At 70.2% G+C, this 25,897-nt stretch carries 25 protein-coding genes and 1 riboswitch; of the genes, 12 read left to right on the top strand and 13 right to left on the bottom strand.

Annotated elements, in window-relative coordinates; all coding sequences use genetic code 11:
* The first annotated feature begins 63 nt into the window (after positions 1-63).
* Positions 64-969, top strand: a complete 906-nt coding sequence (locus ACIA03_RS16475; protein ID WP_396984308.1) for a cation diffusion facilitator family transporter — start codon at positions 64-66, stop codon at positions 967-969.
* An 8-nt stretch (positions 970-977) separates the two neighbouring features.
* Here the strand turns inward: ACIA03_RS16475 and ACIA03_RS16470 are convergent, their stop codons facing one another.
* Together ACIA03_RS16470 and ACIA03_RS16465 are read right to left on the bottom strand one after the other, a co-directional pair.
* On the bottom strand, positions 978-1,640 hold the full coding sequence (locus ACIA03_RS16470) for a helix-turn-helix domain-containing protein (protein WP_396984306.1): 663 nt from the start codon (positions 1,638-1,640) through the stop codon (positions 978-980).
* On the bottom strand, positions 1,637-3,109 hold the full coding sequence (locus tag ACIA03_RS16465) for an APC family permease (RefSeq protein ID WP_396984304.1): 1,473 nt from the start codon (positions 3,107-3,109) through the stop codon (positions 1,637-1,639). The genes ACIA03_RS16470 and ACIA03_RS16465 overlap by 4 nt, the downstream gene beginning before the upstream one ends.
* Positions 3,110-3,318: 209 nt before the next feature.
* On the opposite strand from ACIA03_RS16465, the gene ACIA03_RS16460 reads away from it, so the two are divergent.
* Genes ACIA03_RS16460 through ACIA03_RS16450 form a run of 3 tightly spaced genes read left to right on the top strand, consistent with a single transcriptional unit; the run spans position 3,319 to position 7,317 of the window.
* Entirely contained in the window at positions 3,319-4,800 is a 1,482-nt protein-coding gene (locus tag ACIA03_RS16460) for an APC family permease (protein WP_396984302.1), read from the top strand.
* Between the two features lie 8 nt (positions 4,801-4,808).
* Positions 4,809-6,797 (top strand): primary-amine oxidase, encoded by a 1,989-nt coding sequence (locus ACIA03_RS16455; protein ID WP_396984300.1) that lies wholly within the window; start codon positions 4,809-4,811, stop codon positions 6,795-6,797.
* A gap of 1 nt (position 6,798) precedes the next feature.
* Complete coding sequence (locus ACIA03_RS16450) at positions 6,799-7,317, top strand: hypothetical protein (RefSeq protein WP_396984298.1); 519 nt, start codon at positions 6,799-6,801, stop codon at positions 7,315-7,317.
* A 24-nt stretch (positions 7,318-7,341) separates the two neighbouring features.
* On the opposite strand, the gene ACIA03_RS16445 is transcribed toward ACIA03_RS16450, so the two are convergent.
* Complete coding sequence (locus ACIA03_RS16445) at positions 7,342-8,025, bottom strand: TetR/AcrR family transcriptional regulator (protein ID WP_396984296.1); 684 nt, start codon at positions 8,023-8,025, stop codon at positions 7,342-7,344.
* A 108-nt stretch (positions 8,026-8,133) separates the two neighbouring features.
* On the bottom strand, positions 8,134-8,448 hold the full coding sequence (locus ACIA03_RS16440; protein WP_396984294.1) for a DMT family transporter: 315 nt from the start codon (positions 8,446-8,448) through the stop codon (positions 8,134-8,136).
* Between the two features lie 10 nt (positions 8,449-8,458).
* Positions 8,459-8,522: riboswitch (guanidine-III (ykkC-III) riboswitch) on the bottom strand.
* Between the two features lie 103 nt (positions 8,523-8,625).
* Between ACIA03_RS16440 and ACIA03_RS16435 the strand changes: the two genes are divergently transcribed.
* The 4 genes from ACIA03_RS16435 (at position 8,626) to galK (ending at position 13,025) form a co-directional block, all read left to right on the top strand.
* Positions 8,626-9,201, top strand: a complete 576-nt coding sequence (locus ACIA03_RS16435) for a LysR family substrate-binding domain-containing protein (RefSeq protein ID WP_396984292.1) — start codon at positions 8,626-8,628, stop codon at positions 9,199-9,201.
* Positions 9,202-9,320: 119 nt separating this feature from the next.
* Entirely contained in the window at positions 9,321-11,003 is a 1,683-nt protein-coding gene (locus ACIA03_RS16430) for a VWA domain-containing protein (protein WP_396984290.1), read from the top strand.
* A complete protein-coding gene (locus tag ACIA03_RS16425; protein ID WP_396984288.1) occupies positions 10,990-11,820 on the top strand; it encodes a hypothetical protein in 831 nt (276 codons plus the stop codon). The genes ACIA03_RS16430 and ACIA03_RS16425 overlap by 14 nt, the downstream gene beginning before the upstream one ends.
* Positions 11,821-11,864: 44 nt before the next feature.
* Positions 11,865-13,025 (top strand): galactokinase, encoded by a 1,161-nt coding sequence (gene galK, locus ACIA03_RS16420; protein WP_396984286.1) that lies wholly within the window; start codon positions 11,865-11,867, stop codon positions 13,023-13,025.
* Positions 13,026-13,133: 108 nt separating this feature from the next.
* Here the strand turns inward: galK and ACIA03_RS16415 are convergent, their stop codons facing one another.
* The 4 genes from ACIA03_RS16415 to ACIA03_RS16400 all read right to left on the bottom strand — a co-directional run bounded on the left by ACIA03_RS16415 (position 13,134) and on the right by ACIA03_RS16400 (position 17,272).
* Entirely contained in the window at positions 13,134-14,063 is a 930-nt protein-coding gene (locus ACIA03_RS16415; RefSeq protein WP_396984283.1) for a patatin-like phospholipase family protein, read from the bottom strand.
* 74 nt (positions 14,064-14,137) lie between these two features.
* Positions 14,138-14,674 (bottom strand): nucleosidase, encoded by a 537-nt coding sequence (locus ACIA03_RS16410; RefSeq protein WP_396984281.1) that lies wholly within the window; start codon positions 14,672-14,674, stop codon positions 14,138-14,140.
* 19 nt (positions 14,675-14,693) lie between these two features.
* Positions 14,694-15,908, bottom strand: a complete 1,215-nt coding sequence (locus ACIA03_RS16405) for an acyl-CoA dehydrogenase family protein (protein ID WP_396984279.1) — start codon at positions 15,906-15,908, stop codon at positions 14,694-14,696.
* Positions 15,908-17,272 carry an acyl-CoA dehydrogenase family protein gene (locus tag ACIA03_RS16400; RefSeq protein WP_396984277.1) on the bottom strand — a complete coding sequence of 455 codons (1,365 nt, stop codon included), beginning with the start codon at positions 17,270-17,272 and terminating at the stop codon, positions 15,908-15,910. The genes ACIA03_RS16405 and ACIA03_RS16400 overlap by 1 nt, the downstream gene beginning before the upstream one ends.
* A 95-nt stretch (positions 17,273-17,367) precedes the next feature.
* Between ACIA03_RS16400 and def the strand changes: the two genes are divergently transcribed.
* Positions 17,368-17,982 carry a peptide deformylase gene (gene def / locus ACIA03_RS16395; RefSeq protein ID WP_396984275.1) on the top strand — a complete coding sequence of 205 codons (615 nt, stop codon included), beginning with the start codon at positions 17,368-17,370 and terminating at the stop codon, positions 17,980-17,982.
* Here def and lhgO read toward each other — a convergent pair.
* The 3 genes from lhgO to ACIA03_RS16380 all read right to left on the bottom strand — a co-directional run bounded on the left by lhgO (position 17,979) and on the right by ACIA03_RS16380 (position 20,523).
* Entirely contained in the window at positions 17,979-19,163 is a 1,185-nt protein-coding gene (gene lhgO, locus ACIA03_RS16390) for an L-2-hydroxyglutarate oxidase (RefSeq protein WP_396984273.1), read from the bottom strand. The genes def and lhgO overlap by 4 nt on opposite strands.
* Positions 19,160-19,507: a YciI family protein gene (locus ACIA03_RS16385; RefSeq protein ID WP_396984270.1), complete on the bottom strand. Its 348-nt coding sequence runs from the start codon at positions 19,505-19,507 to the stop codon at positions 19,160-19,162. The genes lhgO and ACIA03_RS16385 overlap by 4 nt, the downstream gene beginning before the upstream one ends.
* A gap of 110 nt (positions 19,508-19,617) precedes the next feature.
* Complete coding sequence (locus ACIA03_RS16380) at positions 19,618-20,523, bottom strand: patatin-like phospholipase family protein (protein ID WP_396984268.1); 906 nt, start codon at positions 20,521-20,523, stop codon at positions 19,618-19,620.
* Positions 20,524-20,748: 225 nt separating this feature from the next.
* Here ACIA03_RS16380 and ACIA03_RS16375 point away from each other — a divergent pair, with 225 nt between their 5' ends.
* Positions 20,749-21,438, top strand: a complete 690-nt coding sequence (locus tag ACIA03_RS16375; RefSeq protein WP_396984266.1) for a Pr6Pr family membrane protein — start codon at positions 20,749-20,751, stop codon at positions 21,436-21,438.
* 127 nt (positions 21,439-21,565) lie between these two features.
* Positions 21,566-22,519, top strand: a complete 954-nt coding sequence (locus ACIA03_RS16370) for a hypothetical protein (RefSeq protein ID WP_396984264.1) — start codon at positions 21,566-21,568, stop codon at positions 22,517-22,519.
* 42 nt (positions 22,520-22,561) lie between these two features.
* Here the strand turns inward: ACIA03_RS16370 and ACIA03_RS16365 are convergent, their stop codons facing one another.
* Positions 22,562-23,533: a GNAT family N-acetyltransferase gene (locus tag ACIA03_RS16365; protein WP_396984262.1), complete on the bottom strand. Its 972-nt coding sequence runs from the start codon at positions 23,531-23,533 to the stop codon at positions 22,562-22,564.
* Positions 23,534-23,770: 237 nt separating this feature from the next.
* Between ACIA03_RS16365 and ACIA03_RS16360 the strand changes: the two genes are divergently transcribed.
* Complete coding sequence (locus tag ACIA03_RS16360; protein WP_396984261.1) at positions 23,771-24,691, top strand: endonuclease domain-containing protein; 921 nt, start codon at positions 23,771-23,773, stop codon at positions 24,689-24,691.
* A gap of 102 nt (positions 24,692-24,793) precedes the next feature.
* On the opposite strand, the gene ACIA03_RS16355 is transcribed toward ACIA03_RS16360, so the two are convergent.
* Positions 24,794-25,837, bottom strand: coding sequence for a LacI family DNA-binding transcriptional regulator (locus tag ACIA03_RS16355; RefSeq protein WP_396984259.1), 1,044 nt, complete (start codon positions 25,835-25,837; stop codon positions 24,794-24,796).
* Between the last annotated feature and the right edge of the window lie 60 nt (positions 25,838-25,897).

The following is a 25,897-nucleotide window of genomic DNA, read 5'->3' as shown; positions in this document are numbered from 1 at the left end:
CCGGCCACCCTGCCACGGGACGGTGCAACCGAGAACCGGATTTCCCGCCTAGGATCAATCGACATGGGCCACGATCACGACCACATCTCCCCCGCGGCGGACCGGCGCTACCTGATCGCCGCGATGGCGCTGCTGAGCGTGTTCCTGCTCGGCGAGGTGACGGTCGCGATCCTCGCCGACTCGCTCGCGCTGCTGGCCGACGCGGGTCACATGCTCACCGATGTCGGCGCGATCGCGGCGGCGCTGTGGGCGATGCGGCTGGCCGCGCGGCCGGCCCAGGGCCAGTGGACCTACGGCTGGAAGCGCGCCGAGATCCTCTCCGCCGCGCTCAACGGGATCACCCTGCTGGTCTTCGCCGCGGTCGTGGGCGTCGAGGCGATCCGGCGCCTGATCCACCCGCCCGACGCGGAGGGCTGGCCGATGTTCGTGGTCGCGCTCGTCGGCTGCGCGGTCAACATCCTCGCGGCCGCGCTGATGGCCCGCGCCAACCGCACCTCGCTCAACGTCGAGGGCGCCTACCAGCACGTCCTCTCCGACCTCTACGGCTTCATCGGCACCCTCGTCGCCGCCGTCGTCATCCTCCTGACCGGCTGGACCCGGGCCGACCCGGTGGCCTCGCTCGTGGTCGTCGCGCTGATGACGTACGCCGGTGTCCGTCTGCTCCGCGACAGCGGCCGGATCCTGCTCGAAGGTGCGCCGGCGGAGGTGGTCGTCGAGGACCTGCGCCAGCATCTGCTCGAGGTCGAGGATGTGGTCGAGGTGCACGACCTGCACGCCTGGACGGTCACGTCGGGTCTGCCGACGGTCTCGGCCCACCTGACCCTGCGTCCGGAGTGCTTCGTCAACGGCAGTGCGCCGAAGGTCCTCGACCGGGTCCAGGCCTGCCTGGCCGGTCACTTCGACGTCGAGCACTCCACCTTCCAGCTCGAGCCCGAGACCCACCTGGCCCACGAGCCAGGGATGCACTGAGCGGTGCCTCAGGGACGGGTCAGCACTGCCCGCAACCGGTCGACGTCCTCGCGAACCAGCGTGTACAGTCCGGCGGCGTCCTCGAGGCGAGGCGCCGGGACCGCGAGCGCGACACCGGCGACGAGCACGCCGGCGTCGTCCCGGACCGCGGCCGCCAGGGAGCCGTAACCGAGCTGCCCGTCGCAGACGACGTACGCCTCGGAGATGTCCGCCGCCGGTAGCAGCCCGAGCGCCGCGGCGCCCGGCTCGGTGGCGATGCGCGACGGGTCCGCCAGCGAGGCGGGGGTCAGCGGGAAGTCAGGGTCGACGTCGACCAGCTGCATCCGGCCTTCGCGGAAGGACGCCAGGTGTACGCCTGCCCGGATCCGGGCCCGCATCCCCGCCAGGATCTCCCCGGTCTCACGTTCGCGGTTCGGCGCAGCGTTCGACGCGAGCATCGCCACCCGGTGGCCCAGCGCGAACCCGGACAGGTCGGGCAGCCGGACGAGGTACTCGTCCTGGACGAGGAGGTTGACGATCCGGTAGGTCGTCGCCCGCGGGATACCGAGCGCCGCAGAGATCTGCTGCGCGGTGACGCCCGGACCCGCCCGCGCGATCTCCTCGAGCACGGAGAGCGCGCTCCGTACGGCATGCGGCTGGCGCCCGCTCAGATCGGCACCTCCCGCGTTCACTGGCCACCCAGCAGGTCGTCGGTGGTCGGCTCGTCGAAGAGCCCCATCCGGGCAAACTCCTCTCGTCTACGCACCCGCACGTGCAGATAGCCCAGTGCACCGGCAACGACGACAACACCCAGCAGGGCGAGGGCCAGCGGCTCGGTGCCGGCGACGACCGCGACGTAGACCATCAGCACACCGGCCAGCGCCACCGCCACCACGCCACAGGCCCAGACCACCGAGCGGGTCAGCTCACCGATCCGGCGCAGGAAGACCGGCGCGGCGATCGTGACCAGGCCATAGGCGACGATGTAGCCGACCGCGGAGACCACGATCAGGACGCTCATCGCCCGCCACGGCGAGAACCCGACCGCGAGCAGCACCAGCGGCAGTGCCACCGTGGCGGGGACGACGACCGCGAGGGCACCCAGCGGCGTACTCCGCAGCGGGTCGGTCAACCCGACCGCCCGCGGCAGGACACCTTCGCGGCCGAGGCTGAAGACCACCCGCGCCAGCGCGGTCGACGAGGCGATGGCGCAGGCCAGGAACGAGGCGGCCAGCCCGAGGTCGAGCATCCGGCCGAGCAGTGGCACCCCTGCCCCGTCGGAGAGCACGTTGAGTGCGATGTCGTTGTCGGCCACATGCAGGCCGAAGGAGACGCCGGCCGCCTCCTGAGCATAGGCGGAGAGCAGGTAGGTCAGCCCCACCACGATCAGGGTCCAGCGCATCGTGCGAGGGACGGTGAGGAACGGGCGTGCCGCCTCGCACCCCAGGGACGCCGCCGTCTCGAACCCGACAAAGGCGGTGATCGCGACCGCGGTCCCGGCCACCAGTCCGCCCGGGCCGGGCAGCCCGGTGCGGAACGGCGCGGTCAGCGCATCGGCGCCGACCCGAGACAGGACGGTCACCAACAGCACCAGCAACGCCGCGACCGAGACGGTCTCGACGACCAGGGTGACCCGCACCGAGATCCGGATACCTCGGCGCAGCACCACGAAGCAGACGAGACCGAGGACAACCACGCCTACGGCGGTCACCATCGGCGAGGAGGCGGCGACGCCGGCCGAGCCGAGGAAGGTCTGCACCGACAGCGCAGCCCCGACCAGCCCGAACATGGCCACGAACGCGTACCCCACGACCTGCCCGAGCGCGGTCACGTACCCGGCGCTCGGCCCCAGCCCCTTGGTGACGAACGTGTAGAGCGACCCGGGTGCCGCCATCCGGCGAGTGAACTGACCGACAGCATGGCCCACGCCCGCCACCAGCGCCCAGGCCAGCACGACGCAGACCAGCAGCGAGTGTCCGGACCGAACCGCGATCAGAGCCGGCATCGTCGCGGCCGCGGCGACCGGAGCGGTGGCCCCGACCGACTGGGCGAACACGTCGACGAACCCGACCGTACGCCGCTCCAGGCCGGCCATCGGCGACCTCTCGCCCACCTCAGGGACCTGCGGTGGGTCGATGATCGCCCTGTCGAGTGCGTTCATCGCTGCCTGCTTTCCATGTGACCGAGGGTTCGGATCAGGCTAAGTGCCCGGCAGTTTCACCCTGGTTACGCAGACGTCACACCGGGCGGCATCCCGGATGAGACCAGGAATCCCGTTCAGGCGGACCAGAGTGTTTGCGTCGGCGTGATGGGGGCGAAAGACCGGTCGGTGACGGTTGAACCACCTGCCCCCGACCCAGGGAGATCCACATGTCCACCGCAGACCCCGCCACACTCCCGGCGGCCGCCCCACCAGCCACCAAGCGACTGTCCGGGCAGCTCGGTGCCGGCTCGATCGTCTTCATGGTCGTCGCCGCCGCCGCACCGCTGACCGTCATCGGCGGTGGATTCCCGATCGCTGCCCTGCTCGGCAACGGGGCCGGCGTTCCGGCCATGTTCGCCATCGGCGGAGTGATCCTGCTCCTCTTCGCCGTCGGGCTGTCCACGATGAGCAGGTACGTCAACCGGCCCGGAGCGTTCTTCACCTACGTCGGCTACGGCCTGGGCCGACCAGCCGGCCTCGCGGCGGCGTGGCTGGCGATGCTGACGTACACGACGATCCAGATCGCTGTCTACGGCTTCCTCGGGCTCACGCTGCGCGGTTGGGTCGAGCAACAGACCGGGTTGGCGCTGCCTTGGTGGGCCTGGGCCCTGGCTCTTGTCGCTGTCGTCGGCGTGCTCGGCTACCGTCACGTGGAGCTGTCCGCGAAGGTGCTCGGGGTGCTGCTGGTCGCCGAGGTCGGGATCGTCCTGGTGCTCTCCGCCGTGATCCTGGTCCAGGGTGGGGCAGACGGAATCAGTGGCTCCTCCTTCACTCCGTCGGTGATGATGTCCGGCACGCCGGCGCTGGCGCTGATGTTCTGCATGGCCGGGTTCATCGGGTTCGAGTCGACCGCGATCTTCCGCGACGAGGCGCGCGACCCGGAACGGACAATTCCGCTGGCGACGTACGCCGCGGTCGCGATCATCGCCGTCTTCTACACGTTCACGTCATGGGCGCTGGTGCAGGGCTGGGGCGATGGGTTCACCGAGGAGATCCAGACCGACTATGAGGGCTTCATCGGCACCACCGCCGCACGCTACCTCGGTGGCGCGGGCGCGGAGATCGTCACCGTTCTGCTGATGACCAGCCTGTTCGCGTGCGTGCTCTCCTTCCACAACGTCATCACCCGTTACCAGCACTCGATGGCGCACGCGTCGCTGATGCCGGGGGCGCTCGGGCGGGTGCATGCCAGCCACGAGTCGCCGCACACCTCCTCCCTCGTGCAGACGGGCACCGCCGGTCTCTTCATGGTCGCCTTCGCCGTGCTCGGTCTGGACCCCTACCTCGAGGTGTTCACCTGGTTCTCCGGGGTGGCCACGTTCGCGATCGTGATCCTGATGGCGCTGACCTGCCTCGCAGTGATCGTCTACCTGGTCCGCGGCAGGATCAGCGCCGGGATCTGGCGGACCTGGGTCGCACCTGGGCTCGGGCTTCTCGGCCTGGTCGCGATCACCGTGATCCTGTTCATCAACTTCCCGATGCTTCTGGGCGACGTCGACGCCGCGGGAGCCCCACGCTTCGGCGCCCTCACGATCGCCTTCCTGGTCGTGATCGCCGCCTTCCCTGTGCTCGGGCTCGTCCAGGCGTACGTCCTGCGGCGCAGGCGCCCCGAGGCGTACGCGAACGTCATCGACAACATCTCCGAATGAGGACCCCCATGACTCTGCAGATCTCACCCACGGTCACGACGAACCCGGTCTCCTCCCTGAACGCCGCCGAGATCACCGCGGCCAGCAAGCTGCTGCACGAGGCGGGGCACGTGAGCGAGAAGACCAGATTCGCCTACGTAGGACTCGACGAGCCCCCGAAGGCGGATGTGCTCGCGGCGCTCGCCGACACCGGGCCGGTCCCGCCCCGCTGCGTACGCGCGCTGCTCCTCGACACCGCGACCGGGGTCGGACTGGACACGCGCATCGACCTCACCACCGGGACGGTCACTGCGACCGAGGTGGACAACACCCGAGGTCAGCTGCCGATCCTCGTCGAGGAGTTCACGGCGATCGACGCGATCGTCCAGGCCTCCCCCGAGTGGGCCTCCGCACTCGAGAAGCGCGGCTACGCGGTCACCGACGTGGTCACGGCGCCGCTGTCGCCCGGCTACTACGAGAACCCCGGCGAGGAGGGAAAGCGGATCATCCGGGTCTTCCCGTTCGGCTTCGCCGATCCCACCGACCACCCCTGGGCGCACCCGATCGACGGCCTGTGCGCCTACGTCGACATCGTGGCGGGTGAGGTCATCGAGCTGATCGACAACGAGGTGCTCCCGGTGCCCGTCGAGCCTTCGCAGTTCCACCTGGAATCGGGTCGCCCAGCGCCTCTGGAGGGTCTCAAGCCGATCGAGATCACCCAGCCCGAAGGCCCGTCGTTCCAGGTGAGCGGCGATGCCGTGACCTGGGCCAACTGGAGCTTCACCCTCGGCTTCGACGCCCGCGAGGGCCTGGTGCTGCACAACCTCGCCTACGCGGACCCGGACAAGGGCGGCGAGATCCGTCCGGTGGTCTACCGAGCGTCGATCGCGGAGATGGTCGTGCCGTACGCCGACCCTTCGCCGACCCGGTTCTGGCAGAACTACTTCGACACCGGCGAGTACATCTTCGGCCGCTTCGCGAACTCGCTGAAGCTGGGCTGTGACTGCCTCGGCGAGATCCGCTACTTCGACGCGACGCTGGCCGACGAGTTCGGCAACCCTCAGACGATCGAGAACGCCATCTGCATGCACGAGGAGGACTTCGGCACGCTGTGGAAGCACACCGACCTCTTCGTCGAAGGCGTCTCCGAGGTGCGTCGCCAGCGCCGCCTGGTGATCTCGTTCTTCACCACCGTCGGCAACTACGACTACGGCTTCTACTGGTATCTCTACCTCGACGGGAAGATCGAGTGCGAGGCGAAGCTCACCGGCATCCTGTTCCCGTCCTCCTACAAGGGCATGGAGACGTGGCCGTACGCCACCGAGGTCGCCCCCGGGGTCGGCGCACCGTTCCACCAGCATCTGTTCAGCGCCCGCCTCGACATGATGGTCGACGGGGTCGCCAACGCCGTCGAGGAGGTGGAGGCGGTCCGGCTGCCCGTCTCCGAGACGAACCCGTACGGCAACGCGTTCACCTACTCCTCCACCCGGCTCGCCTCGGAGGCAGAAGGCGCGCGGTCGGCCGACTCTGCGGTGGGTCGCACCTGGCACGTGGTCTCCACCGATCGCAGGAACGCCTACGGCCGACCCACCGGTTACGCGCTGCACGCCGAGCAGAACCCGACCCTGCTGGCCGACCCGTCATCCTCGATCGCGGCAAGGGCGGCGTTCACCACCAAGGAGCTCTTCGTCACCGCGTATTCCCCGTCCGAGCGCTACCCGGCCGGCGACCTGGTCAACCAGAACCCGGGCGGTGACGGGCTCCCCGCCTACATGGCGGCCGACCGGCCACTGGACGGAGCCGACCTCGTGCTGTGGCACACCTTCGGGCTCACCCACTTCCCGCGGCCGGAGGACTGGCCGGTGATGCCGGTCGACTATGCGGGCTTCAAGCTGGTGCCGTACGGCTTCTTCGACCGCAACCCGACGCTCAACGTGCCGGCAAGCGACGCAGCGCACTGCGGGTCGTCCTGCGGATGTGACGGCCCGGGCGATCAGCACTGTCACGCCGGAGACTGACGTGACTGCCCTGGCGGTGCTGACCCTGGTGCCTGCCGTGGTCGGTGTCGGTTGCTGCGCAGCCGGCACCGACCGGGGCGCTCGCCCGGTCGACGTCAGCGCCCTGGGCGCGATGGTGCTGATGCTGGTCGCGATGACCGACACGATGCTGCTCGGGATGAGGTGGGGTGACCCGGTGCTCGCGCCCGTGTGCTGGGCGCTCGTGCTCGGTGTGCTGGGCGCCACTCTCGTCGGCACGCGCGCTGTCCACGCGGACCGCCTTTCCCGCGGCCTGCATCTGATCGCGATGGCCGCCCTCACCGCGACGATGGGGCCACCCGCCGGGACGCATCACCTGCACCACCAGGCCGCTGCCGTTCCCGGGCTCGTCGTGCAGGCTGTCGCGGTGAGTGTGGTCGCCGGCTTCGTCGCGTACGCAGTGATCGAGTGTCGCCGTGCCAGGACGCCGGCTCTCGGCCGCCTCGAGCTCGGCAGCTCAACGGTCTCTCTCGCCGCGATGGCCGCCATGACCCTGCTCTGAGCCTCGAGGCCGGCTCCTTCGAGGTCAGGGTCGGGCCAGCGCGGCGAGCGCCGCCTCGCGGGCCTGCTCGATCGTGTCCTCGGCGACCCCGCACAGCCGCAGGCAAGCCGCGGCGATCGTGGCGACGGTCGAGGTGCCGACCCGGTCGTCGCGACGCAGGCTGACCACGCTCTCGACCATCTGCACGAGCAGCTCGCCGAGCCCGGGCTCGCCGGTGCTCGCCGAGACCCGCTCTCCGGCGACACGCTGCGCGACCCGCCCGTAGCGGGCGACCAGATCACCACGGAGGTGGCCGTAGCGGTCGTAGACGGGTGAGGCGATGACGTCGGGGAGCCGGTAGAGCATGCCGATGTTGTAGGGCATCGCGACCAGGGCGCTCATGTCGCTGACGGCGAGGGCGTAGAGACCGACGTCGGGCGTGACCGACCCCATCCCGGCCTCGATCTTCCCGGCCTGCTCGACCCGGTCCTGGACCGAGCGCTCGAGCAGCACCGCGAGGATCTCCTCCTTGCTGCCGAAGTGGTAGTAGATGGAGGCCTGTCTCAGCCCGGCACCCTCCGCGATCTCGCGGGTGGTGGTGCCGGCATAGCCGCGGCTCACGAAGAGCTCTGCGGCGGCAGCGAGGATCTGATCTCGGGGGTTCGCCGCAATCTTGCCGGGGAGCAGCCGTGGACGGCCGCGACCCGGACGCGGCGAGATCTGTGACACCGTGGCATCGCCTTTTTCTGTCATACGATAGATAACCTGGGAGAGGGCAAGTTTCGCACTCATATCGAAAGAGTCAAGCGCCGAGCGACGTGTCCGACCGCAAACCTGTCAGTGCGTGAGCTTGAGGCCGACGACACAGCCCACGAGCGCGACGATCAGCACGACGCGTACGGGACTGATCGCCTCCTCCCCCGCCAGCATCGAGTAGCCGACGGTGAGCGCGGCACCGATGCCGACCCAGACCGCGTAGGCGGTGCCGATCGACAGCGTGCGCATGGCCACCGCGAGCCCCACCAGGCTGCCGATCAGGGCAACGCCGAAGACGATCGACGGGACCAGCCGCGAGAACCCCTCGGTCCGGCCCAGGGCGAGTGCCCAGACGGCCTCGAGAACGCCGGAACCAACAAGAAAAAGCCAGGACATGACCACTCCAGACGGCCGTCTTGTCGCGCCTCCGGGTACGGCTCCCTCGTCCGGCAGCCGGTCTCGGCTGACGTCGTCGACCTTAGCAAACCTGTCACTCGATAGAAACTTGGCGATGGTAACGAACGGCGCGTTCTTCATCACGGGATCGGGACCGGGTGATGAGAGGATGCGCTGGTGACCTTCACCGTCGGCTTCGTCACCGGAGCCACCCCCGACAAGTGGGCCCGGATCTGGCGTGATCGCAGCCGCGAGCGGCTCGAGCTGGTCCCGGTCACCGAGGAGGACCAGGAGCGGCTGCTGCGCGAGGGCGAGCTCGACATGTGTCTCGTCCGCCTCCCCGTGGACCGCGACGGCCTCCACTGCATCCCGCTCTATGAGGAGCAGCCGGTCGCGGTGATGGGCCACGAGCACCTGCTCTCCCTGCTGGAGGAGGTCACCCTCGACGACCTTGCCGAGGAGCAGCTGGTCATCCCCGAGCGCGGGGGCTGGACGCCGTCCGCGGAGCAGATGAAGTGGCCTGCGATGAGCGAGAAGGACGCCGTCGAGACGGTCGCCGCCGGCACCGGCGTCGCGATCGTGCCGATGTCGATCGCCCGGCTCTACCACCGCAAGGACGCCGTCTTCCGGCCCGTGGTCGGCCTCGAGCCCACCACCGTCGGCCTGGCCTGGCTGATCGACAACGACGACGAGCGGGTGCAGACCTTCATCGGCATCGTCCGCGGCCGCTCGCGGAACTCCTCACGGGGCTGAGGGAGCGAATGCCGGGTGAACGCCCGGCGACATCTGCCTCGCCCGGTCCGATTCCCCGGAGAGCGGTCCGTACTCGTCCCTAGACTCTGCCGGACACTGGCAGAAGGCAGGCTCTACAGGTGAACCGCACGGGGTGGACGACCGTCGTCGCAGGAAGTCTGGGGCTGGTCCTGCTCGCGTGGTTCGTGGTCGCGAACGTGCTCCCCCGCGGGACCGGCCCCGACAAGCTGCCCGACCCGGTGACCCTGAAGGTCGCCGCCGGCTCCGAGCTCGACGACGTCCTGTGCGCCGGCGGCACCAGCAAGGCCGAGGAGTCGACCGGCACCCCGGTACGCTGCCGGCCCAGCGATCTGGTGAAGCGGCTGAAGAAGGAGACGAACGTCGAGCTCCAGCCGGAGCTCATCGGCACCCTCGAGGCCGCCGACGCGATCGTCGCCGACCCGGACCGCTACGACGCCGCCTGGTTCGCCTCCGACGACTACCTGCGCCTGGCGCTGGCCGCCAAGGGCACCGACGACCTGACCTCCTCGGCCCCGATCATGCGCTCGCCGGTCGTGCTCGGGGTGCACCACGACGTCGCGACCCGGCTGGGCTGGACCGGTGACACCCCGGTCTCGTGGGAGGAGATCGCCCGCCGCGCCGCCGACGGCGAGCTCGGGTTCCTGATGACCAGCCCGGCCTCCTCCAACTCCGGCCTGTCCACGCTCGCCGGCGTGGCCACCGCCTTCGACGCCGAACCGCCGCTGCAGAGCGAGGACGTCGGCGTCGTCCAGCACGACGTACGCCAGCTCTTCAGCGGGCAGCTCGGCCGCGCGGCCAGCTCCGGGTGGCTCTCGGACATGTTCCGCGAGAACCCGTCCGCCTACGACGCGATCTTCAACTACGAGTCGGAGCTGCTGGCGCTCTCCGAGCAGGTCGACGATCTCGACATCGTCTACCCCAGCGACGGCACCACCGAGGCCACCTACCCGCTCACGCTCATCGACGACAAGAAGCAGAAGGCGTACGAGGCGGCGGTCGCGTGGCTGCGTACGGCCGAGGTCCAGGAGGTGCTGAGCGCGACCAGCGGGCGCCGCCCGGGTCGCACGAGCGTGGCGCCCTCCCCCGGCGTACCGGACAACGACGTCAAGACCCTCCCGCTGCCCGACGATCTCGGCACCATCGACGAGCTGATCTTCACCTACTTCGACGAGTTCGCGCCCAAGACGCGGACGACCTATCTGCTCGACACCTCCGCGTCGATGGACGAGATCAAGCTGAACCAGCTGCGGCGTGCCTTCGAGGGGCTGGCCGGCGACGACACCTCGATCAGCGGCCAGTTCAAGCGCTTCCGCAAGGGCGAGCGGCTCTCGGTCTTCACCTACGCCGACGAGGCGAGGCCGCTCGGCTCCGTCGTCGTCCGGGACCAGCCCTCGCGGGACGAGGCGCTCGACGACCTCATCGACCGCGTCGGCGAGCTGGCCGGCCACGGCGGCACCGCCTACTACGACGCGATCGATGCCGCCTACGCCGACATCAAGGCCTCGCCCGAGGAGGGCGCGACCACCTCGATCGTGCTGATGACCGACGGCGAGCAGAACGGCGGGCAGTCCTACGCCCAGCTCGTCAGGAAGTACGAGTCGGCCTACCGCGATCTCGGGGTGCCGCTCTACGTGGTGCTCGTCGGCGAGGCCGCCACCTCGGACGACGCCAGCATCGACCAGCTGGTCGGCCTCGCCGAGCACACCGGCGGCCGCGAGGTCGTCGCCGAGGACGCCGCCGACCTCCGCAAGATCTTCCAGGAGATCCGTGACTACCAGTAGGCCAGGATCGAGGCTCGCCACGATCATCAACTCCGGCTGGGCCACCGCCGGAGCGGTCCTCGCCGTGCCGCTGGCCGGCGCAGCCGTCGCGACGAGCGCCTGGGGCTGGGCCGTCGGCGCGGTCGGCGCGCTCGCGATCGGCGCCGGCACCGCTGCCGCCCGCGCCAACCGTCGCGAGCGGCCTGGGCACCGACCGCCGCCACCCCGTGGGATCGAGGGGCGACCGATCCACACCTACTACTTCCTCTCCGAGACCCGCATCGCGATGCTGCACGCCCAGCTCTTCCGCGGCGAGGTCGGAACCGTCCTCCGCGAGGTCGTGCGGAGCTCCTCCGGCAGCGCGGAGGCCGGGATCGACGTACCGCCGGTCAAAGCGGTGACCAAGTACGTCCGTGACGTCGCGAGGAAGTACGCCCAGGAGGCACGGCCCACCAGGGAAACCCTGGTCGGCGACGTGCTGGCCGAGCTGCAGCAGCGAGGGCTGCTGCACGAGCCCGACGGCGAGCTCGACCGGGTGGCCGGACTGGTCGCGCAGACCGCTTCCGACGATCAGTTCCTCCAGTTCACCGTCGCCGGGCCGGATGTGCGGCAGGCGATCCTCGCCGTCCCGACGCCTGCGACCGACGGACGTGACAACACCGGAACGCTGGAGCAGAAGAGCCACGGACTCACCATCACGATGCACGTCGGCAGCCGCGGGAAGCAGGAGGACTTCGACGAGCTGGAGCACCGCGACAACGTCGTCGTGGTCGGCGTGCTCCGCAACCTCAGCACCACCGCCCGGACCGCGACCGTCCGGGTGATCGCCGTCTACTGAGACCCGGCGCGAGGCGAGCCGTGCCCACCCGGCAGACTTGCCCCATGCTCGAACCGACCGACCTCACCAGGCACGCGACCGAGGCGCTGCGTACCAACTTCGGCACCGAGGCCACGGTGGTCGGGAAGGCGCCGGGACGGGTCAACCTGATCGGCGAGCACACCGACTACAACGCCGGGCTGGTGCTGCCGGTGGCGCTCCCCCACGCGACGTACGCCGCGGCCGCGCCGCGCACCGACGGCGTCATCCGGATCGCCACGGCCCACGACCCGGAGCCGTTCATCAGCCACATCGACCAGCTCGGACCGGAGATCGACGGCTGGGCCGCGTACGTCGCCGGGGTGCTGTGGACCCTGCGCGAGGCCGGCCTTGCGACCGGTGGCCTGGATCTTCGGCTGGAGTCCTCGGTGCCCTTCGGCGCCGGACTGTCGTCCTCGGCCTCGGTCGAGTGCGCCACCGCGGCCGCGGCTCTCGGCATCGCCGGCCGGGCGTTGGACGCGGATGTGCGGCGGGCAGTCGTCGCGGCCGGGATGCGGGCCGAGACCGAGGTCGCCAAGGCGCCGACCGGCGGCATGGACCAGTCGGTCGTCACATTTGCCGAAGAGGGCGGCGCGCTGCTGATCGACTTCGACTCGGGCGAGCACCGTAACGTCCCGCTGGCCCTGGGCGAGCGCACCATCCTGGTCACCGACACCCGGGTCGAGCACCAGCTGACCGACGGCGGCTACGCCTCCCGGCGCGCCCAGTGCGAGAAGGCCGCCGCCGACCTCGGCCTGCGCTCGCTGCGCGAGGCCACCCTGGATCAGGTCGAGACCCTCGGTGACGACGTCGTACGCCGCCGGGCCCGCCACATCGTCACCGAGATCGCCCGCGTCGAGCCGACGGTCGACGCCCTGGGTGGCGGCGACTGGGCAGCGATCGGCGAGCTCTTCGCCGCCTCGCACGCCTCGATGCGCGACGACTTCGAGATCTCGGTCCCCGAGCTCGACCTGGCCGTGGCGACCGCGGTCGGCGCCGGTGCCGACGGCGCTCGGATGACCGGCGGCGGCTTCGGCGGCTCGATCGTCTCGATCCTCCCCACCGCCGCCGTCGAGGCGGTCACCGCGGCGATCGACAAGGCCTTCGCCGAGGCCGGCCACGGTGCACCCGGCCACCTGATCGCCAGCCCGTCCGCAGGCGCGATGTTCACCGAGGCGATGTCCTGAGCTTGTCGAAGGGTAACTCGGTGAGCGCGCACTGACTTCGTGGAGTTCCACGAGGTCAGTGGCCGCTGACCGAGTTACCTCGGTCAGCATCCCGCCCCTCCCAGCGCCTCAGACCAGGCCCACCTCGGCGAGCATCCGGGTCGCGGTGGCGACCGCGGCCTCCCGTGCGGCCCGCAACAGGTCGACGTGGGTCTCGGTGCGACCCGGGATCGGGTCGTCCGCGCCGGGCGCGAACGTCAGCGTGTGCACGCCGGCATGGCTGCCGGCCCTCATCTCCGCGACCGTGCTGCGGTAGCGCTCCGGGCGGGTCCGGTAGAGCTCGCCGAGTTCCGTGTTCACCCGGCGCAGGTAGCGCTCGATGACCCGGTCGGCCGGACCGTAGCTGGGCGCCGTGCCGAGCGGGCGGGTCACCAGCACGATCGCGTGCGTCGCCCCGAGCGCCGCCGCCGAGGCGACCGGCACCGCTTCGATCAGCCCGCCGTCGAGCCAGCGGCGGCCGCGTACGGTCACCGGCAGGCCGCCGGCCAGCGGCAGCTGGCTGGAGGCGATCACCGAGTCGGCGAGGTCGGTGGGATCGGTGAAGTCCGTGAGCGGGACCGCCTTCGCGGTGACCACGTCGGTGGCGACCGCGGCCAGCCGCGGCGCGCCGTCCCGCAGCGCCAGCGACCACTCGAACAGCTCCGAGGACCGGGTGGTGATCCCCCGGGTGTCCACCATCGACTTGCGCCGCAGCATCCGGCCGGCACCGATGTATTCGGGCGAGGCGAACACCGAGGCGTACGACTCGCTGAAGGCACCGATCGTCCCGGCCGCCACCGCGGTCGCGTTGGCCGCGCCGGCGGAGGTGCCGACCACCAGGTCGACCGCATCCACGAGGCCGTGGTCGGCGAGCACGGAGGCCATCGTCGCCGACAGCATCCCGCGCATCCCGCCACCCTCGATCACGAGGGCCAGGGTCGCCCCGTCACCGTTGTTCCCACTGTTCCCGCCCAGGCGGGACCGCAGCAGCTCCACCACTCCCGATTGCAATGCGTCCACACCGGGATTGTGGTGCTACCGGTGAGTAGGTCCTGGCATCGGGTCGCTCCGACACGCCGGGACAGGGGCGCACGTCACACGTTCGCGGCGAGCCAGGCCCCGAGGTCGCGGGCCGAGCGGTCGACGACCTTGGCCCAGTCGAGGGCGGTCTCGTCGGCGTTGTCCGAGACGTGCTTGACGATGCGCGCCGGAACACCGGCCTCCCGGGAGGCCCAGGCGACGGCGAAGGCCTCCATGTCGACCAGGTGGGCCCGCCGGGCGAGCTCGGCGCGTACGACCGTGTCGGTGACGAAGAGGTCGCCGGTGGCGCAGACGATGTCCGACTCACCCACCTCCAGCTCGTCCTCGACCTGGTAACCCAGCGCCCGGATGGCGGCGGACGAGAAGTCGTGGTTGAGCACGGTCCCGACCTCGTAGATCCCGATGTGGCCGTCGCGCAGCGCACCGCAGGACCCGATGTTGACGACCTGCCGGATGGTCCTGTCGGCCGCCAGCACACGCGAGACGGCCGAGGCGGCCGCCACCTTCCCGATTCCGGTGATCACCACCTTGAGCCCGGAAGGGACATGGGCCGCCTCGGCCTTGGTCGCTGACACCACGAGAACACTCATGGCCGCAGACCTTAATGCGTCACTTGAGCTCCGCCGAAGAGAGCCCGAGGACTCGTCGCGCCACGATCAGCTGCTGGATCTGCTGGGTGCCCTCGAAGATGTCGAGGATCTTCGAGTCGCGGGCCCACTTCTCCAGCAGCTCACCCTCGGAGTAGCCGATGGTGCCGGCCAGCTCGACGCAGGACAGGGTCACGTCGGAGCCCATCCGGCCGGCCTTGGCCTTGGCCATCGAGGCCTCCTTGGAGTTCGGCTGGCGGTTGTCGGCCATCCAGGCGGCCTGGAGCATCAGCAGGTAGGCGCCCTCGTAGTCCGACTCCAGCTGGATGAACTTCGCCGCGGCCGCCGACTGCAGGTGAGCCGGACGGTCGTAGTCGATCTCGACGCCGGCCTTCTCGAGCAGGTCGCGGGTGTAGTCGAGCGCCGCGCGGGCGCAGCCGACCGCCATCGAGGCGACAAGAGGACGGGTGTTGTCGAAGGTGGCCATCGCGCCGGCGAAGCCCTCCTTGACGTTGATCTCAGGCGAGCCGAGAAGGTTCTCGGCAGGCACCCGGCAGTCGGTGAAGGTGATCGTGGCGGTGTCGGAGGCCTTGATCCCGAGCTTGTGCTCGAGACGCTCGACCTTCATCCCGGGCGTGCCCTTCTCGACCACGAACGACTTGATCGCCGCCTTGCCGAGCTCCTTGTCGAGCGTCGCCCACACCACGACCGCGTCGGAGCGGTCACCGGAGGTGACGAAGATCTTCTCGCCGTTGAGCACGTAGTGGTCGCCGTCGAGCGTCGCGGTGGTCTTGATGTTGGCCGAGTCGGAGCCGGTGCCGGGCTCGGTGATCGCCATCGACGCCCAGACGCCGTCGAAGCGCTCGTGCTGCTCGTCGTTGGCGACCGAGGCGATGGCCGAGTTGCCCAGGCCCTGGCGCGGCATCGCCAGCGTCAGCCCGACGTCGCCCCAGCACATCTCCGAGACGGAGAGGACCGAGGACATGTTGGCCCCGTTCTTGACCTTGCCGTCGTCGGGCTTGGAGTCCCGGCGTACGCCGGTGGCGCCGGCGCCCTCGCCCTGACCGGACTCCGAGAGACCGTCGGCCATGGCGGCGAGCATGTCGAGCTCGGTGGGGTATTCGTGCTCGGCCTTGTCGTACTTGCGCGAGATCGGTCGCAGCATGTTCATCGCGACCTGGTGGACCTGCTCGCGCAGCGGCTTGAGCTTCTTGGGGTCTTCCAGATTGATGGCCATCAGACCAGCACCGTGCCTTCCATGATCCCGATCGCACGCAGGTCGCGGTACCACCGCTCCACCGGGTGCTCCTTGACGAAGCCGTGGCCACCGAGCAGCTGGACGCCGTCGAGGCCGATCTGCATGCCCTTGTCGGCACACAGCTTGCGGGCGAGCGCGATCTCCCGGGACGCGTCGATGCCCTGCGCCACCCGGCTGGCAGCCTTGTAGGTCACCAGGCGCATCGCCTGCAGCTCGATCGCGATGTTGGCGACCATGAACGCCACCGACTGACGGTGGGCGATCGGCTCGCCGAAGGCCTCGCGCTCCTTGACGTAGGGCGTCACGTAGTCGAGGACGGCCTGGCCGACACCGATCGACAGCGCGCACCAGGCGAGCCGGGAGAGCCGCACAGCCTCGGTGTACGTCGAGCCGTCGGTCTCGCCCAGGACCGCGGTCGCCGGGACCTTGACGTCGGTCAGGGTGAGCTTGGTCAGGGAGGCGGCGCGGACACCCATCGCCGGCTCGGACTCGATGCTCAGCCCGTCGGTCGAGGACTCGATGAGGAACAGGACCGGCTTGCCCTCGAGAGCGGCACCGACCACGAAGAGCTCGGCCTCGGCGCCACGGGCCACCAGCGACTTGGCGCCGTTGATCGTGTAGCCGTCGGCGGTCCGGGTGGCGGTGGTGGCCGGGGACAGCACGTCGAAGAGGACCTTGTCCTCGTTGAGCGCGAACGCGGCGGCGGGCACCGATCCCTCGGTGAAGGCCGGCAGGTAGGTCTGCTGCTGCTCGTCGGTGCCCCACAGGCCCAGCGCGGTCGCGACCGAGCCGGGCGCGAGCGCGGCGACGGCCAGGCCGAGGTCACCCTTGGCGAGCGCCTCGGCGACCAGGGTGCCGGCGACCGCGGAGCGGGTCTCGGAGATGCCGCCGAGCTCCTCGGGGACGCCTAGGATCGGCAGCCCGATCTCCAGGCTCGACTTGAGCAGCTCGTCGGGCGCGGCGCAGGCCTCGTCGGCCTCGGCCGCGGCGGGACGTACGACCTCGGCGGCGAACTCGGTGACCACGTCGACGAGCATCTGCTCGTCCTCGGTCGGGGTCAGGTCGAAGACGCCGTGGGGGATGGCGTTGGGCACGCGCACGCCCGGCGCGCCCTGCTTGCCCTTCTTCTTGAACGCGCGGCTGGTCGCCGCCATCGTCTTGAACCCGCTGCGGGTCACCGTGAAGACGACCTGCTCGGTCTGCTTGCGGACGCCGAGCCGGTCGAGCGCAGGACTCTGCGAGAGCTTGCGCAGACCGGCCACGGCGAACCCGATCGGATCACGCGACTCGCCGGACGGGACGCCGTTCGCGTTCCCGCCACGTAGGCCTTGGAGGATACTCATGGGTAGAACTGTAACTGGGAGTTACAACGCGGTCTACACTTGCCGGTGGTGATGGCGGTAACAAAGGACGTACGTCTTGTTTATAGGCTTGGCACATGGCCGACTCCTCGCTCGAATCCGCTGCCCCGCTCGCGCCCCACGGCGCCCTGCCCGAGGGCGGGAAGGTGCGGCCGATGACGCGTTGGGGCACCCCGGTCATGCACCGGCCGAAGAAGCAGGTCGAGGTCTTCGACGCGGCGCTGGCCGAGCTGGCCGCCGACATGGTCGCGACCATGTACGCCGCCGAGGGCGTCGGGCTGGCGGCCGACCAGATCGGCGAGGACGTCGCCCTCTTCGTCTTCGACTGCCCCGACGCCACGGGGCAGCGCACCGTCGGCGTGGTCTGCAACCCCGTGCTGACCCTGCCCGAGGGCGACGACCGCCACCTCGACGTCGACCTGGAGGGCTGCCTCTCCTTCCCCGGCGCCTTCATCGACTGCGGCCGACCCGACTGGGCCGCCGTCGACGGCCTCGGCCTCGACGGCCGGCCGGTCCACTTCGAGGGCAACGGCCTGCTCGCCCGCTGCCTCCAGCACGAGACCGACCACACCAACGGCACCGTCTTCGGCGACCGCATCTCCGCCAAGGCCCGCAAGAAGCTCACCAAGGAGCACGACCGCGTCGCCAACGACTACCCCGCCGACTGGCCCGTCGGCGAGACCGTCGGCTAGGAGATCCGGTCCACGACGTACTCGGCGATCGCCAGGCTCGAGGTCGCCGCCGGACTCGGCGCGTTGCGCACCGAGGTGACGCCGTCGGCATGGTGGATGACGAAGTCGTCGACCAGCGAGCCGTCGCGCTCGACGGCCTGGGCCCGCAGCCCCAGGCCCGCCCGCTCGACGTCGGCGGCGCCGATCTCGGGCACGTAGCGCTGGGCCTCGCGCATGTAGGCCTGCTTGGACAGTACGCCGCGAAGCTCGGTGAACCCGGTGCGCCAATGCTCGGCGGCGAACCGCCAGAAACCCGGCCAGGCCAGCGTGTCGACGACGTCGCGCGGCGTCAGTGACGTCCGGCCGTAGCGCCGGCGGCTGAGGGCCAGGAAGGCGTTCGGCCCGACCTCGAGGCCACCGCTCACCCGGCGGGTGAAGTGCACGCCGAGGAACGGGTAGCGCGGGTCGGGAACCGGATAGACCATGCCCCGGACGAGATCCTGCTTCGCCTCGCTGACCTGCATGTACTCGCCCCGGAACGGGATGATCCGGGGCGCCTTCGGACCGCCGGTCAGCTCGCCGAGGCGGTCGGACTCCAGGCCACCGCAGACGACCAGCTGATCGACCCGCGTGCGGCCCGCGGGCGTCTCGACCTCAGTCCCGCCGGTGACGCGGTGGATGCCGGAGACCTCCTGGCCGAGGCGTACCTCTCCCCCGGCCTCGCGGATGCCCCGGCCCAGCGCCTCGGCCACGGCCACGTAGTCGATGATCGCGGTCCGCGGCGAGTGCAGCGCGGCCAGCCCGGCGGCGTACGGCTCGATCTCCTTGATCTCCTCGGGGCCGACACGCCTCAGGCCCGGCACGCCGTTCGCGGTGGCCGTCTTCTCCAGCGCGTCGAAACGGCCCAGCTCGGACTCCTCGACCGCGACGACGAGCTTGCCGCACTCCTCGAAGGGGATCCGGTGCTCGGTGGCGAACTCCTTGAGCAGATCGCGGCCGCGCGTGCAGAGCCGGGCCTTGAGGCTGCCGGGCCGGTAGTAGATCCCGGCGTGGACCACGCCGGAGTTGTGGCCGGTCTGGTGGGCGCCGAGCGTAGCCTCCTTCTCGAAGACGACCACCGTCTCGGCAGGTCGGCGGCGCAGGATCTCCCGCGCCACCGCCAGCCCGACGATCCCGCCGCCGACGACCCCGGTCGTGGTCAACGCGCCTCAGCCCCGGGGAGCAGCTCGCGGACCTCCATGGTGGCCCGGCAGGCCGAGGCGCACTTGCCCGCCCACATCAGCGCCTCCTCGAGGGTGTCGACGTCGACGACGACGAAGCCACCGAGATGCTCCTTGCTCTCCGGGTAGGGACCGTCGGTGACCACTCCGGACTCGTCGACCGTCCAGGCGTCGTCGTGACCACCCTTGATCCCGCCGCCGAAGACGAACGCGCCGGCCGCGATGGCCTCCCGGGTCATCTCGGAGGCCGCCGCGGCGATGTCGGCCACCTCCTCCTCGCGGTAGTCCATCGCCTCGTCGCGGAACGAGATCAGATACCTGCTCATCTGCACCCTCCTGCCTTCGGGCAGCGCTCGTCGCCACCCCTCACTCGCTCCACGAACGGGCCCGGCCGCTTTCGACAGGTCCTCGGGAAGAACGTACGCCGCGGCTGCCCTCATCGCCTCCAGAACTCGGCGATCTTCTCGGCAGCGCGAAGGCCCTGGCGATGACCCGCCCGAGCCGCGGGCGGTCGGGTCGCCGGGTTCATCATGTTGTCGCCGAATGCCTCTCGCGAGCCGGCGTCGGGGAGGATCACCTCCACCCTGCTGCCGCCCGCGCACAGCTCGTCGAGCTGTGCGGAGAGGTCGCTGTGCCATCCCTCCGGATGCCGGGTCCGGCCGCCCAGAGGCGAGAGCACGAGCACGCTCTCGTACCCCGCCGCCAGGTCGGCGTTCTCGCTCGAGCGCCGGTAGCCGCCGTCGATGTAGCGGCGTCCGCCGATCGCGTACGCCGGGCCGCCTGCGCAGCTGGCTGCCACGGCGTCGACCAGGTCGACGCCGCTGTCGCGGTCGAGCTCGACGGGCTCACCAGTGTCGGCGTCCACAACGGTGAGGAGGATGTTGCTCTCCGGCCAGTGCGGGCGCGGCAGCCGGGCCGCGACGGTCTCGCGCCAGCGCTCCCGCCCGGCCGCGCCCGCGGTCGCGGCGAGCTCGATCGCGTCCGCGCCGATCCGGCGCCGCATGTCGGGCAGGTCGGCCGATGCCGCGATGATGGCGTCGGTCCGCTCGAGGTGGGCCCAGGAGATGGGGCCGCGCGGTCCTGACGGGGCCTGGGGAATCGGTGTCGAGAGGACGGCGGCGAGCAGGTCGGCGGGGCTCGCGCCGCTGATCTGGGCCGCGGCCGTCGCGCCGGCGGAGGTGCCGATGACCAGATCTGCCTCGGTCACGTCCAGCCCGCCCTCGAGCAGGCCGGCGATGACGCCGATCAGCCAGGCGTTGCCCGCCGATCCGCCACCGCCGAGGACCAGTGCGCGTTCGCCGGTGGGCCGGGGGCGTGTTGTCGTGTTCGTCGTCGTGTTCATGGGAGTCGCCTTTCGGGAGTTCTTCAGGCGCTCCCGGCGACTCCGCCCGGAACTGGGCTCAGCCGCGCGATCGTGGACGGCGGGGAGCACCCGCGGTGGATGTTGCGTACACGGGACTCACCTCCTGCTGTCGGATCACGATCGCGACGACGCTAGCACGGGACACGACGCCGCTCATCGCGAATTAGCGCCGTGGTCGGGTGTCCGTGGCTTTACGGTGAGCGGGTGACGAAGACCTGGTCGATCCTGCGCCTGGCGATGGCGGCGCTCATCCTCGCGGCCGTGCTGGCCGAGTTCCGCAACGCAATCAGCACTGGTCCGGCGGAAGGCTCCAGCACCGCGACGATCCTGGTGAACTTCTTCAGCTACTTCACGATCGAGTCGAACCTCTTCGCGCTGGCTGCCCTGGTCGCCGGCGCAGTGTGGGCGCTGACCCGCAGGACCCGCGAGCCGGAGTGGATCGCGGTGCTCTTCGCAGCCGCCACGACGTTCATGGCCATCACCGGGATCGTCTACAACCTGCTACTGCGCGGGCTCGCGCTCGCCACGACGCCGTGGGCCAACGAGGTGCTGCATCTGATCGGCCCGTTGTTCATCGTCGTCGACCTGTTCTTCGCTCCCCCGCACCGCCGGCTGCCCTGGCGTGCCGTGGCGGCCGTCATCGCGTTCCCGATCGTGTGGGTGATCTACACCCTGATCCGCGGCGAGTACGTCGTCTCCCCGCTCACCGGAGACGGCTGGTGGTATCCGTACCCATTCCTCAACCCGCACCTGCAGGACGGCTACCTGGTGGTCTCCTTCTACGTCGCCGGCATCGCGGCGACGTTCACCCTCGTCGCCTGGGGCGTCGTCTCCATCGGGCGACGGCGCGACACGACGCCGGCCGACCAGCCCATCGTGGACGCCGTGTCCTGAGCCCGGCGGGGCCCAGCCCTCCCGGATCATCCAGCGCTCGGGCGCGGGTGCCCCGAATAGGGGATTCAAATCACCGCTCGCGGGGCGCATCGTGAAGACGAGGTCTTCCTGCGATCGGAGCTCAACCATGCGTCTCCTCAACCCACTGCTGTCAGTAGCAGTCGTCCCGCTTCTCGTCGCGCTTCTCATCGCGCCCGCCGTGGCAGTGCCGCGACCGTCCTCGATCCCGCTTCCCGACGACTTCCAGCCCGAGGGCATCGCGATCGGCGAGGGCAACACCTTCTACGTCGGCTCGCTGCGGGACGGCGACATCTACCGCGGCGACCTCCGCAGCGGTGAGGGCTCGACCTTCATCGACCTCGAACCCGAGGACGGCCGGGTGGCGGTCGGCATGCGGGTCGACAAGGCACGCCACTGGCTCGTCGTGGCCGGCGGTCCGACCGGCCGTGCATGGGTCTACGACACCCGGGACGGGTCGACCGTCGACGAGCTCGAGCTCGGCCCGGCCGCGACCACCTTCAGCAACGACGTCGCGATCACCAGGGACGCGCTGTACTTCACCGACACGTTCGCGGCCCTGATCTACCGGGTCCCGATCCTTCCGGACGGATCGTTCGGCGCGACGGAACCGATCGAGGTGACCGGCGATGCCGCTCAGACCGGCGGGTTCGGGCTCAACGGCATCGACTCGACCCACCGAGGGTGGTTGATCGTCAACCACACCGCGCTCGGCATCCTCGCGCTGGTCGACCCGGAGACCGGCGTGAGCCAGGAGATCCCGCTGTCCGGCCCCCCTCTGGTTCCGGGCACCCTCGACGGGCTGCAGCTCGAGGGCCGCACCGCCTGGGTGGTGCAGAACTTCGCCAACTCCGTGGCCCGCGTGCAGCTCTCGCCGGACCTCACCAGCGGCGAGGTCGTCGAGGTGATCGAGTCCGACCTGTTCCGGGTGCCGACCACGGTCGACGTCCACGGCAGCACGCTCGCCCTGGTCAACGGCCGGTTCGACCTCGGCTTCCCGCCGCCGTTCGGTCCTGGAGCACCTCCCGGCACCGAGTTCGACGTGGTGCAGATCCGCCCGTGACATCCGTGGCCTCGACCGTCGCCGTGGCCAGTCGCAGGGGGCTCAGCCCTCCCGGATCATCCAGCGCTCGGGCGCGGGCAGCGGCTCCCAGCCGTACTTCGCGTAGAGCTCGTGGGCGTCCTCGGTGGCCAGCAGGGTCCGCCGGATCCGGTAGGGCTCGAGGTCGGCGACGACGCCCTCGATCAGCAGCTTGCCGACCCCCTGGCCGCGTACGCCCGGGTCGACGATCACGTCGCACAGCCAGGCGAAGGCGGCGAAGTCGCTGACCACCCGGGCGAAGGCGATCTGGTTGCCCGCCGCGTCGTAGACGCCGTAGCAGCGCGACCCCTTGTTGGCCGCGTCCTGCACCTCTCGCGTGCGGTCGCTCGCCCAGTAGGACTGCGCGATCATCCGGTGCACCCAGTCGGGGTCGATCCGGCTCTGGTCGGCGGAGAAGGAGTACGCCGCGGGCTTCTCGCTCGTCGCCGGCTCCGCGCTCAGCAGGCCGAGCAGGTCGTCCGGCTCGGGCTCGGGTCGCACGACCTGGGGCGCGACCGCGGGCGCCTCGACGGCCCCCGCGAAACCGGGACCGGGGTCCGGCGTACGACCCTCCTGGTAGGCCAGGGCGGCGCCGTTCGCGAGCTTGTCGGCAGCCTCGTTGAGCGGGTGCCCGGAGTGGCCCTTGATCCACTCGAACCGGACGTTGCGGCCCTGCATCGCCGCGTCGAGCTCCTTCATGATCTCGACGTTGAGGACGGGCTTGCCGTCGGCCTTCTTCCAGCCCTTGCGCTTCCAGCCGGCCATCCACTTGGTGACCGAGTTGATGACGTACTTGGAGTCGCAGTAGACGAGCAGCGGCTCGCCGGTGTGTGCCGTCTGCTTCAGCAGGTCGAGGACTGCGGTCAGCTCGCCCTGGTTGTTGGTCCCGTGCGGCCAGCCGCCGCAGGCCCAGGTGGACTCGTCCACATACCAACCCCACCCCGCGGGCCCCGGGTTCCCGAGCGCCGACCCATCAGCAGCAGCCACAATCGTCACGCGCCCATCCTGCCAGCCGCCCGCCGCCCCTCCCCGACCGGTCACTTCCTGACCGCGAAAAGTCAGAATCTGGCGCCGAAGAGTCAGTCTTTGACCGCGACAGGTCGATTCTTGGTGTCGAGCGGCTCCGGAGCATTCCGGGCCGGTTGCCGTCCACAGGTAGTGCTCGGGAGGCGGTTGTCCCCAGGCCCCGGCGACGGGCTCAGGACTGTCGGCAGCCACGTTGAGGCTGGCCTCATGACCACTATCACCGTGCCCGACAGCCCATTCAGCCTTGCCGACGCCGCCGAGATCGGCCTCAGCGCAGACGACGTCTACCGCATGATCGACGACGGCGTCGTTCGCCGCGTGGTGCAGGGCGCGTTCGTCCCAGCGAGCACACCTGACACGCCGCGGACACGCGCTGCGGCAGTCGCTCGGGTCGTGGCGCCCCATCATGTGGTGATCGACCGCACTGCGGCGCTCATCCACGGAGTCAACGTCCTCACCTACGCGGAGCTCGACCTCGACGTGGATCTCGAGACCTGTGCCCTGCGCGGGCACACCCGGTCTCGGCGTGCGGGAATCGACGGCCACATCCGGGACCTGTCACCAGCCGACATCATGACGATCGGCGGCGTCACCGTCACCGTCCCGATCCGCACGGGCTGTGACCTCGGATGCAACCTCCATCGCCGAGAGGCGTTCGCCGCGATGTGTGCACTCGCCCGGGAGCACGGACTGGTGGCAGCCGACTTCCTGCGCATGCTGCCGCGCTACCGCGGTCGCCGAGGCGTACGACAGCTGAAGGAGCTCGCGCCGTTGGTCGAGCCGAGGGTCGAGTCGGCGCGGGAGGCTTGGACTTTCCTCGCCATCCATGATGCGGGGCTGCCATCACCGCGGCCCCAGTTCTGGATCGAGATCGACGAGGTGCCGACATACCGGCTCGACTTCGCCTACGAACACGCCCGCGTGTGCGTCGAGTATGACGGCATCGACGCGCATGACCTGACGGCAGACCAGCGCAGGTACGACGCGGAACGGCGCCGATGGTTGCTGGACCACGGCTGGACCGTGATCGTCGTACGTCGCGGCGACTTCACGGGCGACAACCTCGATCGTTGGCTACGCGAGCTGCGCGCTGCTCTCGGGCCAGCGATGACGAACCGTCGCTGGTGACCCACCGATAGTCGAAGGCCCGCATGCCCCGACCTCAAGAATCGACTCTTCGCTGTCAAGAATCGACCTCTCGGCGTCAGATTCTGACGTCTCGGCGGAGGGTCAGGGGTTGACTCGGGGGCCGGAAGCCGTTGAGCCCCTCACTACCAGCTCGGGGTGGAAGACGAACTCCGAGTGAGGGGTGCCGGTGCCGGCGATCTCGTCGAGGATGGCGCGGACGGCGGCCTGGCCCATCGCGTGGACGGGCTTGCGGACCGTGGTCAGCGGCGGGTCGGTGAACGCGATGAGCTGGGAGTCGTCGTAGCCGACCACGGAGACGTCCTCGGGGACCCGCAGACCGCGCGAGCGGGCCGCACGGATGGCGCCCAGCGCCATCATGTCGCTGGCGCAGACGATCGCGGTGAAGCCCTCGTCCAGGAGCGCGGAGCCCGCGGCCTGGCCGCCCTCGAGGGTGAACAGCGAGTCGCGGATGTGGCCCTTCTCGACCTCCTCGGCGCTCAGGCCGAAGCGGTCGGACATGGTCGCCACGAAGCCCTCGATCTTGCGCTGGACCGGCACGAAGCGGCGGGGACCGACGACCAGGCCGATCTTGGTGTGGCCGAGCGTGGCGAGGTGGGTGACCGCCAGCTGCATCGCCTCGCGGTCGTCGGGCGAGATGAACGGCGCCTTGATGTCGGGGTTGAAACCGTCGAGGAGGACGTACGGAACGCCCTGGGCGCGCAGCTTCTCGTAGCGCGTCATGTCGGCGGTGGTGTCCGCGTGCAGACCGGAGACGAAGATGATCCCGGTGACGCCGCGGTCGACGAGCATCTCGGTGAGCTCGTCCTCGGTCGAGCCGCCGGGGGTCTGGGTCGCCAGCACCGGGGTGTAGCCCTGCCGGGTCAGCCCCTGCGCGATGACCTGCGCGAGCGCGGGGAAGATCGGGTTGTCGAGCTCGGGCATGATCAGCCCGACCAGGCCCTCGCTGCGCTGACGCAGCTTCACCGGGCGCTCGTAGCCATGGACGTCGATCGCCGCCAGCACCGCCTCCCGCGTCGCCGCGGCGACACCCGGTTTGCCGTTCAGGACGCGGCTGACCGTCGCCTCGCTGACGCCCGCATGGGCCGCGATGTCAGCAAGACGGGCGGAGGCTGGTGTTATGGGCACGGTCACATCATGCCCCCTCACCACACGGCCTGCAAGAACTTTCAGCAAGTTTGCAACTTT

Origin of the sequence: Nocardioides sp. NPDC051685, assembly GCF_044453405.1 — a bacterium.
GTDB lineage: Bacteria > Actinomycetota > Actinomycetes > Propionibacteriales > Nocardioidaceae > Nocardioides.
Note: the sequence above shows the minus strand (reverse complement) of the source record. Positions and strands in the feature narration are given on the sequence as shown.

Bases quoted from the DNA above. Each gene is read 5' to 3' on its own strand.
- ACIA03_RS16475 (WP_396984308.1), top strand. From the start codon at position 64: ATGGGCCACGATCACGACCACATCTCCCCCGCGGCGGACCGGCGCTAC.
- ACIA03_RS16465 (WP_396984304.1), bottom strand. From the start codon at position 3,109: ATGAACGCACTCGACAGGGCGATCATCGACCCACCGCAGGTCCCTGAG.
- ACIA03_RS16460 (WP_396984302.1), top strand. From the start codon at position 3,319: ATGTCCACCGCAGACCCCGCCACACTCCCGGCGGCCGCCCCACCAGCC.
- ACIA03_RS16455 (WP_396984300.1), top strand. From the start codon at position 4,809: ATGACTCTGCAGATCTCACCCACGGTCACGACGAACCCGGTCTCCTCC.
- ACIA03_RS16440 (WP_396984294.1), bottom strand. From the start codon at position 8,448: ATGTCCTGGCTTTTTCTTGTTGGTTCCGGCGTTCTCGAGGCCGTCTGG.
- galK (WP_396984286.1), top strand. From the start codon at position 11,865: ATGCTCGAACCGACCGACCTCACCAGGCACGCGACCGAGGCGCTGCGT.
- ACIA03_RS16410 (WP_396984281.1), bottom strand. From the start codon at position 14,674: ATGAGTGTTCTCGTGGTGTCAGCGACCAAGGCCGAGGCGGCCCATGTC.
- ACIA03_RS16405 (WP_396984279.1), bottom strand. From the start codon at position 15,908: ATGGCCATCAATCTGGAAGACCCCAAGAAGCTCAAGCCGCTGCGCGAG.
- ACIA03_RS16400 (WP_396984277.1), bottom strand. From the start codon at position 17,272: ATGAGTATCCTCCAAGGCCTACGTGGCGGGAACGCGAACGGCGTCCCG.
- def (WP_396984275.1), top strand. From the start codon at position 17,368: ATGGCCGACTCCTCGCTCGAATCCGCTGCCCCGCTCGCGCCCCACGGC.
- ACIA03_RS16385 (WP_396984270.1), bottom strand. From the start codon at position 19,507: ATGAGCAGGTATCTGATCTCGTTCCGCGACGAGGCGATGGACTACCGC.
- ACIA03_RS16380 (WP_396984268.1), bottom strand. From the start codon at position 20,523: ATGAACACGACGACGAACACGACAACACGCCCCCGGCCCACCGGCGAA.
- ACIA03_RS16370 (WP_396984264.1), top strand. From the start codon at position 21,566: ATGCGTCTCCTCAACCCACTGCTGTCAGTAGCAGTCGTCCCGCTTCTC.
- ACIA03_RS16360 (WP_396984261.1), top strand. From the start codon at position 23,771: ATGACCACTATCACCGTGCCCGACAGCCCATTCAGCCTTGCCGACGCC.